The sequence below is a fragment of the Micromonospora sp. LZ37 genome, assembly GCF_059359015.1.
Window position 1 is genome coordinate 1 of record NZ_JCADBL010000026.1, and the last position, 6,043, is coordinate 6,043.

At 77.2% G+C, this 6,043-nt stretch carries 6 protein-coding genes; all 6 read right to left on the bottom strand.

Going from position 1 to position 6,043, the window contains the following annotated elements; genetic code table 11:
- A partial coding sequence (locus AC5L3Z_RS29415) for an SDR family NAD(P)-dependent oxidoreductase (protein WP_494846624.1) occupies window positions 1–470 on the bottom strand: 470 nt, incomplete at its 3' end.
- Window positions 467–1,981, bottom strand: coding sequence for a PfkB family carbohydrate kinase (locus AC5L3Z_RS29420; RefSeq protein ID WP_494846626.1), 1,515 nt, complete (start codon window positions 1,979–1,981; stop codon window positions 467–469). The genes AC5L3Z_RS29415 and AC5L3Z_RS29420, both read right to left, overlap by 4 nt.
- An 11-nt stretch (window positions 1,982–1,992) precedes the next feature.
- Window positions 1,993–2,652, bottom strand: coding sequence for a D-sedoheptulose-7-phosphate isomerase (locus AC5L3Z_RS29425; RefSeq protein ID WP_334534236.1), 660 nt, complete (start codon window positions 2,650–2,652; stop codon window positions 1,993–1,995).
- A complete protein-coding gene (locus AC5L3Z_RS29430) occupies window positions 2,652–3,869 on the bottom strand; it encodes a glycosyltransferase (protein ID WP_494846627.1) in 1,218 nt (405 codons plus the stop codon). The genes AC5L3Z_RS29425 and AC5L3Z_RS29430 overlap by 1 nt, the downstream gene beginning before the upstream one ends.
- Window positions 3,854–4,828 (bottom strand): glycosyltransferase, encoded by a 975-nt coding sequence (locus tag AC5L3Z_RS29435; RefSeq protein WP_494846628.1) that lies wholly within the window; start codon window positions 4,826–4,828, stop codon window positions 3,854–3,856. Before AC5L3Z_RS29435 ends, AC5L3Z_RS29430 begins: the two co-directional genes overlap by 16 nt.
- A partial coding sequence (locus tag AC5L3Z_RS29440) for a glycosyltransferase family 9 protein (protein WP_494846630.1) occupies window positions 4,825–6,043 on the bottom strand: 1,219 nt, incomplete at its 5' end. The genes AC5L3Z_RS29440 and AC5L3Z_RS29435, both read right to left, overlap by 4 nt.

Genomic DNA, 6,043 nt, shown 5'->3' on the forward strand with positions numbered 1-6,043 from the left:
CGGGTGAAGCCGACCACGCCGAACTTCGCCGCGCAGTAGGCGGTGGCGTCGGAGACGGCCTTGATCCCCAACGTCGAGGCCACCGTGACGATGCTGCCGTGGGACGCCTCCAGGTAGGGCAGCGCCGCCCGGACCACCGCCACCGTGGCGAGCAGGTCCACCGCGACGATCCGCTCCCAGGTCTCCCGGGGCACGTCGACCAGCTTGCCGGGCACGTCCATGCCGGCCGCGGTGACCACGCCGTCGAGGCCGCCGGAGCGCTCGGCGAGCTGCCGGGTGGCCTCCTCGGCGGCCCGGGTGTCGGCCAGGTCGCACTCCACCCACGGCACCCCGTCGCCGGGGCGGTGCCGGTCCAGCACGAGTGGCCGTCCGCCGGCCCGGGCCACCGCGGTCACCACCGCCGCACCGAGCCCGCTGGAGCCGCCGGTGACCAGGACGGTCGGGCCGGCACCGGGTGCACTGCTGGTCATCGGGCTCCCTCCGCAGTCGGTTGGTCCACGTCGCCCTGCTCGACAGGGGCGAGCGGGGTGCCGCCGGTGTGACGTGGACCGGTGGACGCGGCCGCGCGGCCCCCGCCACGGGCCGCCGCGATCAGGTCGGTGGTGGAGCGGCCGTCCAGGTAGGGCACCACCACGGTGTGCCCGCCCCAGCGGCGCAGTACCTCCGCCTCCGGCAGGGTCGGCTCGTCGCCGCCGCCCGTGGCGTAGTCGCCGCCCTTGACCCAGATGTCCGGGCGCAGCCAGCTCAGCGCGGCGTGCGGCGTCGGCTCGTCGAAGACCAGCACCGCGTCCACGCAGCCCAGGGCGGCGAGCAGCCGGCCACGGTCACCCTGGGACACCACCGGGCGGTCCGGTCCCTTCAGGCCGGCGACGCTGGCGTCGGAGTTCAGGCAGACGATCAGGCAGTCGCCGAGCTGCCGGGCGGCCTGCAAGGTGGCCACGTGCCCGGCGTGCAGCAGGTCGAAGCAGCCGCCCGTGGCGACCACGGTGCCGCCGGCCGCCCGTACCTCGGCGACCACCGCGCCGGCCGCGGCCGCCCCGATCCGCAGGTCGCCACCGCCGGCCACCACCGGCGGGAGCGCCCGGACCGGTGGTGGCAGGGCCGTGGCCACTCCCCCGCCCGCCACGTACGCCGAAGCCTCCGCGACCGCCTCCTGCACCGCCTCGGAGACCAGCGCTCCCCGGGCGAGGGCGATCCCGGCGGCGGAGGCGAACCGGTCCCCGGCCCCGCAGGTGTCCCCCTCGGCGCTGACCGGCGCCGAGACCACCAGCGGGGTGGCCCCGGCGTGGCAGAGCAGGGCGCCGTCGCCGCCGAGGGTCACCGCGACCGCGCCGGCCCGCCACCGCTCGCGCAGCCCCTGGGCGCCCCGGGCGGCGGCGGCCAGCCGGGGGCCGCCCGGCGGGACCTCGGTCAGCTCGCGGACCTCCGCCTCGTTCGGGGTGGCCAGGGTGATCCCGGGCACCGCCGCCGGGCCGCGCGGGTGCGGGTCCCAGACCACCGGCGCCCGGGTCGCGGCGAGGGCGGCGCGCAGCGCCGGCTGTCGGGCCACGCCCCGGCCGTAGTCGCTGACCAGCACCGCGGACGCTCCGGCGATCAGCCGGAGCACCGCCTCGTGCGGCGGACCCGGCTCGGCGGCCGACCCGCCCCGGTCGTGCCGCAGCAGTACCCGGCCCCGGGCCCGCAGCCGGATCTTCTCCGGGGTGGCCCCGAGCAGCGGCAGCGCGTACACCTGCACCCCGGCGGCGGTGAGCAGGGCGGCGAGCCGGGCGCCGCCGGCGTCGTCGGCGAGGGCCGTCACCAGCGCCACCTCGGCGCCCTGCGCGGCGGCGAAGACCGCGGCCAGCCCGGCCCCACCGGGGCGGTCGGCGTGGTCGGTCTCGTCGAGCACCGGCACCGGGGAGTCCGGGCAGAGCCGGTTCACCACCCCCTCGACGTCGCGGTCCAGCAGGGTGTCGCCGACGACCACCAGCGGTCCCCGCACCGTCGGCCGCCTCATCCCGCCTCGACCCGCGGGCCGCCGCCGTCGAGCACCACCTCGACGCCGGTCCGCACGGCGGCGGTGGGGGGCGCGGGCACCGTGGGCAGGATCCGGTCGACGTACTCGCAGAGCACGTGGGTGGCGACCAGGTGCAGCTCCTGCACCACCTGACTCTCGGGTGAGGCGACGGCGAGCGCCTCGTGGCACGCCTCGGCGAGCGGGTTCGGCGTCGGACCGGTGAAGGCCCAGCAGCGCAGCCCGGCCTCCCGACCGGCCCGGGCGGCGGCGAGCAGGTTCGGGCTGGCGCCGCTGGTGGACATCAGCAGCAGGATGTCGCCCTGCCGGCCGTGGGCGCGGACCTGGCGGGCGAAGATCTCGTCGTAGCCGTAGTCGTTGCCGATGGCGGTCAGCGCGGAGGTCTCGGCGTGCAGTGCGATCGCGGAGTACGGTTCCCGGTCGTCGCGCAGCTTGCCGACGAGTTCGGCGGTGAGGTGCTGTGCCTCGGCGGCGCTGCCGCCGTTGCCGGCGACGAGCAGCCGGCCGCCGCCGGAGAGCGTCCCGGCCAGCTCGGCGCCCCACCGGGCGAGCAGTTGCTCGGAGGCGCGGAACGGCAGCAGCGCCTCGGCGAGCAGGGAGAGGTGCCCGGCCAGCACGCCGGTGTCCGTCGCGGTCATCAGGCGACCACCCCGGTGGGCCGGCGCACCGCGGCCACCTCGCCGTACACCTCGGCCAGCCGCTCCGCGGCCGTAGCCCACGAGTAGCTGCGCCGGGCCCGCTGCAACGCCGCCGTGGCGTACCCGAAGCGGCGGATGCGGTCGGTGAGCAGGCGCTGGATCGCGGTGCCGAGCGCCCGCGGGTCCCGGGCGGGAACCAGGTCGCCGGTCACCCCGTCGACGACGGTGTCCCGGATGCCGCCCACCGCGGTGCCGACCACCGGCACCCCGCAGGCCATCGCCTCCAGCGGGGTCAGCCCGAACGGCTCGTACCAGGGGGCGGCGACCAGCACGTCGGCCGAGCGGTACCAGCGGCCCATCTCCTCCCGGGGGACCGCGCCGACCAGCCGCACCCGGTCGGCCACCCCGCAGGTGGTGGCGAGCGCGCGCAGCCGCCGGGCGTACGCGTCGGTCTCCAGCAGCCCGGCGGGCGGGCCGCCCACCACGACGCACTCGGCGTCGGGCACCAGCGCCATCGCCCGGATCACCGTCTGGAAGCCCTTGCGTTCGACCAGCCGGCCGACGGTGAGGATGCGGGGCCGGTCGGGTTCCCGCTCGACGGCGGCACCGAGCGGGGCGAAGGTGGCGAGGTTGACCCCGGACGGGACGACCGTCATCCGGGACCGGGGCACGCCGAGCCGGACCAGCTCGCCGACCTCGTCCTGGCACTGCGCGATCACCCGGTCGACCGAGCGGCCCAGCTCCCGCTCGTACGCGATCCGCCGGGCCGGGCTGGTGTCCTGTACGCCCTGGTGGCGACGCTTGACGGCGCCCAACGCGTGGTACGTCTGCACCACCGGCACCCCGGTCTGCCGGCCGGCGGTGAGCGCGGCGAGTCCGCTCATCCAGAAGTGCGCGTGGATCACCTCGGGCACCCAGTCCCCGCCCCGCCACCGTTGGGTCAGCCACCGGCTGAACTCCTTCATGTGTGGCAGCAGGGCGTCCTTGGCCAGCGGCTCGGCCGGCCCGGCCGGGACATGCACCACGTCGTAGCCGTCCGGGGCGCGGACGGTCACCGGCAGGTCGACCGCGTCGCGGCGGGTGTAGACCCGCACCTCGTGTCCGGCGGCCGCCAGCGCGGCGGAGAGCTCGGCGACATGGGTGTTCTGCCCACCGGCGTCCTCACCACCCAGCACGGCGAGGGGGCTGGCGTGCTCGGAGATCATCGCGATGCGCATACTTCCTCCTCCAGCAGGCGGTCCCAGTCGGCGAGGAAACGGTCCAGGCCGTAGCGGGCCCGGGCGGCGGCACGCGCCTCGACCCCGGCCCGGCGGGCCTCGGCGGGCCGCGCCACGAACCGCTGCGCGGCCTCCACCAGGACGTCGACCCGGGTGGAGAGCGCCCCGGCCCCCGGCGGCACGGCTTCGACGGCCTCGGTGGTGGCCAGCGCGACGACCGGCATGCCCATGGTCATCGCCTCGATCAGGCTCAGCCCGAGCGAGGTCCAACGGCACAGGTGCAGGTACGCCCGCCGCCGGGCCAGCTCGGTGTGCATCCGGTGCTGCGGCACGTCGTCGTGGCTGGTCAGCCGGTCCGCGGGCAGGCCGAGGTGGTCGGCGAGCCCGGCCACCCGCATGCCGAAGACGTCCAGCGGGGCGATCTCGGCGAACCGGGTCAGCAGGTCGGTGCCGGTGACCCGCCAGCGGCGCACCGGTTCGTTGATGACCACGGCGAGCCGGTCCAGCTCACCGGTCCACTCCACCGCCGGCGGCACCACCCCGTGCTCGACGACGGCGGTGCGGGTGCCGCCGTTGTCCCAGAAGAGTTCGTTGAATCCGGTGACGTGGGTGAGCAGCAGGTCGTCCCGGTCGGCCATCGGGTGCCGGGTGTTCGGCACGTCGCCCTTGGGGGTGTTGTGCTCGACGTAGACCGCCGGCAGCTCCCGGCCGAGCCGCCGGCCGAGCCAGTCGCAGGCCAGGTCGAACTCCTCCGGGCGTTGCAGCAGCACCAGGTCGACGTCCTCGCGGCGCAGCTGCTGCGGGGTCACCTCGACGGCGCTGTCGGGCCAGGGGTAGGTGCGGGCCCGGCCGAGCCCGTACGGCCCCCGGTCGGGGGTGACGGGCACCAGGTAGCGGTGCTTGCCGTGCACGAACGAGGTGGTCCAGGAGCCGTGCACGTGCCACACCAGGATGTTCATCGGGCGCTCCCACCGCCGGCGGCCGCCACGGCGTCGACCCGCGCCGTCGGACGGTCTCCGGGTACGCCGAGCAGGCGTACCGCGTCGAGGACGTGACCCGGCTCGATGCCGGAGAGGCAGGGGTGTCCGGGCACCGGGCAGCGGGTGGCCCGGGTGTCGCGGCAGGGTGCGGCGGCGTCGCCGAGGCGTACCGCCGGCACCCGGTAGGGCCCCCACTGTCCGTACGGGACGGTGGGGGCGAAGAGGCTCACCACCGGCACGTCCAGCGCGACGGCGAGGTGTGCCGGCCCGGTGTTGCCGACCACCAGCGCCGCGGCGTGGGTGAGCACGGCGGCGAGGTCGGCCAGTCCGGTGCGCCCGCCGAGGTCGACGCCGGCGTCCCCGGCGACCCGGGCGGTCAGCTCGGCCTCGCCGGGGCCGCCGGTGACCGCCACCCGGTAGCCGGCGGCGGTGAGCTCCCGGACGATCCGGGCGGCCAGCTCCGGCGGGCAGGCGCGGGTCTGGACCGCCGAGCCGGGATGGACCACGACGTATCCCGGCCCGCCGAGCCCGGCCGGGACCGGTGGCAGCCCGTCGGGGCGGATCCGCAGCCTCGGGTCGTCGCCGGCGGGCAGCGCGTAGCCGGCGGCGGCGGCGAGGGAGAGGGCGCGTTCGGGCTCGGGCACGCCGGCCGGCACCCGGTGGCGGGTGTCGAGCAGGGTGCCGGGGTAGTCGTCGCTGATCGCGCTGATCCGGGCCACCCCGGCGAGGCGGAGCAGCAGGGCGAGGGGCAGCGGTGACTGGTGGTAGGAGGTGAAGATGACGGCCTCGTCGGCGGCGACCTGCCGGAGGGTGTCGGTGAGCCGGTGGAGGTCGGCGGGGTCCACGGGCGCCGGGTCGCCGTCGATCCACGGCAGCGGCCACTCGACGAGCGCGTCGACACCGGGCAGCAGGGCGGCGGCGGCGCGGCCCCGGGGACCGTGGAGCAGGACGACCCGTTCGGCGGTGGCGGCGACGGCGCGGATGGCGGGGCCGGTGACCAGGACGTCGCCGGCGGAGTCGCTGCGGACGACGAGCACCGTGCCGGCGCTGGGCCGGGGGGCGGGGTGCAGCGCGGCCCGCCGGCGCAGGATCTCCTCGATCGCCGCCGGCAGGTCGCGGGCGACGTGCGGGGCGGCGGACACCTCCTCGGGCCGGGTGACCGGGGTGGGCACCAGGATGCCGGTGGCGCCGGCG

Bases quoted from the DNA above. Each gene is read 5' to 3' on its own strand.
- AC5L3Z_RS29425 (WP_334534236.1), bottom strand. From the start codon at position 2,652: ATGACCGCGACGGACACCGGCGTGCTGGCCGGGCACCTCTCCCTGCTC.
- AC5L3Z_RS29430 (WP_494846627.1), bottom strand. From the start codon at position 3,869: ATGCGCATCGCGATGATCTCCGAGCACGCCAGCCCCCTCGCCGTGCTG.
- AC5L3Z_RS29435 (WP_494846628.1), bottom strand. From the start codon at position 4,828: ATGAACATCCTGGTGTGGCACGTGCACGGCTCCTGGACCACCTCGTTC.